The sequence below is a fragment of the Kineococcus haloalkalitolerans genome (genome assembly GCF_050871905.1).
Classification (GTDB): Bacteria; Actinomycetota; Actinomycetes; order Actinomycetales; family Kineococcaceae; genus Kineococcus.
In genome coordinates this window covers 1-1,655 of the sequence record NZ_JBJLSH010000101.1, presented here as the reverse complement: position 1 = coordinate 1,655, position 1,655 = coordinate 1, and the positions used below count along the sequence as shown (strand labels likewise).

The window sequence follows — 1,655 nt, the reverse complement described above, 5'->3', positions numbered from 1 at the left end:
CTCCTCGCCAGGGGGGTGGGGGTTTCGATGCCTGGGTTTGCTCGATGGTTTGGAAGGCCGTTGGTCGTGAGACCGTATGGTTTTTTCTTCGGAGAGTTTGATCCTGGCTCAGGACGAACGCTGGCGGCGTGCTTAACACATGCAAGTCGAACGGTGAAGCCCTTCGGGGTGGATCAGTGGCGAACGGGTGAGTAACACGTGAGCAACCTGCCCCTGGCTCTGGGACAACCACTGGAAACGGTGGCTAATACCGGATACGACTCGCCCCGGCATCGGGTGCGGGTGGAAAGATTTATCGGCTGGGGATGGGCTCGCGGCCTATCAGCTTGTTGGTGGGGTGATGGCCTACCAAGGCGACGACGGGTAGCCGGCCTGAGAGGGCGACCGGCCACACTGGGACTGAGACACGGCCCAGACTCCTACGGGAGGCAGCAGTGGGGAATATTGCACAATGGGCGCAAGCCTGATGCAGCGACGCCGCGTGAGGGATGACGGCCTTCGGGTTGTAAACCTCTTTCAGCTTTGACGAAGCCCCTCGGGGTGACGGTAGGAGCAGAAGAAGCACCGGCTAACTACGTGCCAGCAGCCGCGGTAATACGTAGGGTGCAAGCGTTGTCCGGAATTATTGGGCGTAAAGAGCTCGTAGGCGGTGTGTCGCGTCTGCTGTGAAAACTCAGGGCTCAACTCTGAGCTTGCAGTGGGTACGGGCACACTTGAGTGCGGTAGGGGAGACTGGAATTCCTGGTGTAGCGGTGAAATGCGCAGATATCAGGAGGAACACCGGTGGCGAAGGCGGGTCTCTGGGCCGTAACTGACGCTGAGGAGCGAAAGCATGGGGAGCGAACAGGATTAGATACCCTGGTAGTCCATGCCGTAAACGTTGGGCGCTAGGTGTGGGACCCATTCCACGGGTTCCGTGCCGCAGCTAACGCATTAAGCGCCCCGCCTGGGGAGTACGGCCGCAAGGCTAAAACTCAAAGGAATTGACGGGGGCCCGCACAAGCGGCGGAGCATGCGGATTAATTCGATGCAACGCGAAGAACCTTACCAAGGCTTGACATGCGCGGTGGCGCCTCAGAGATGGGGCTTCATTTAGGTGGTCGCGCACAGGTGGTGCATGGTTGTCGTCAGCTCGTGTCGTGAGATGTTGGGTTAAGTCCCGCAACGAGCGCAACCCTCGTTCCATGTTGCCAGCAGTTCGGCTGGGGACTCATGGGAGACTGCCGGGGTCAACTCGGAGGAAGGTGGGGATGACGTCAAATCATCATGCCCCTTATGTCTTGGGCTTCACGCATGCTACAATGGCCAGTACAGAGGGCTGCGATACCGTGAGGTGGAGCGAATCCCAAAAAGCTGGTCTCAGTTCGGATCGGGGTCTGCAACTCGACCCCGTGAAGTCGGAGTCGCTAGTAATCGCAGATCAGCAACGCTGCGGTGAATACGTTCCCGGGCCTTGTACACACCGCCCGTCACGTCATGAAAGTCGGTAACACCCGAAGCCGGTGGCCCAACCCCTTGTGGGAGGGAGTCGTCGAAGGTGGGACTGGCGATTGGGACGAAGTCGTAACAAGGTAGCCGTACCGGAAGGTGCGGCTGGATCACCTCCTTTCTAAGGAGCCCCGCGAAGCCGCGGTCGCACCACAGGGTGGGATCGG

The 1,655-nt window shown here is 59.6% G+C and carries 1 rRNA gene; it reads left to right on the top strand.

Features of this window, described 5'->3' with window-relative positions:
- The first annotated feature begins 85 nt into the window (after positions 1-85).
- A 16S ribosomal RNA gene (locus ACRYMY_RS19640) occupies positions 86-1,609 on the top strand.
- Positions 1,610-1,655: the final 46 nt, after the last annotated feature.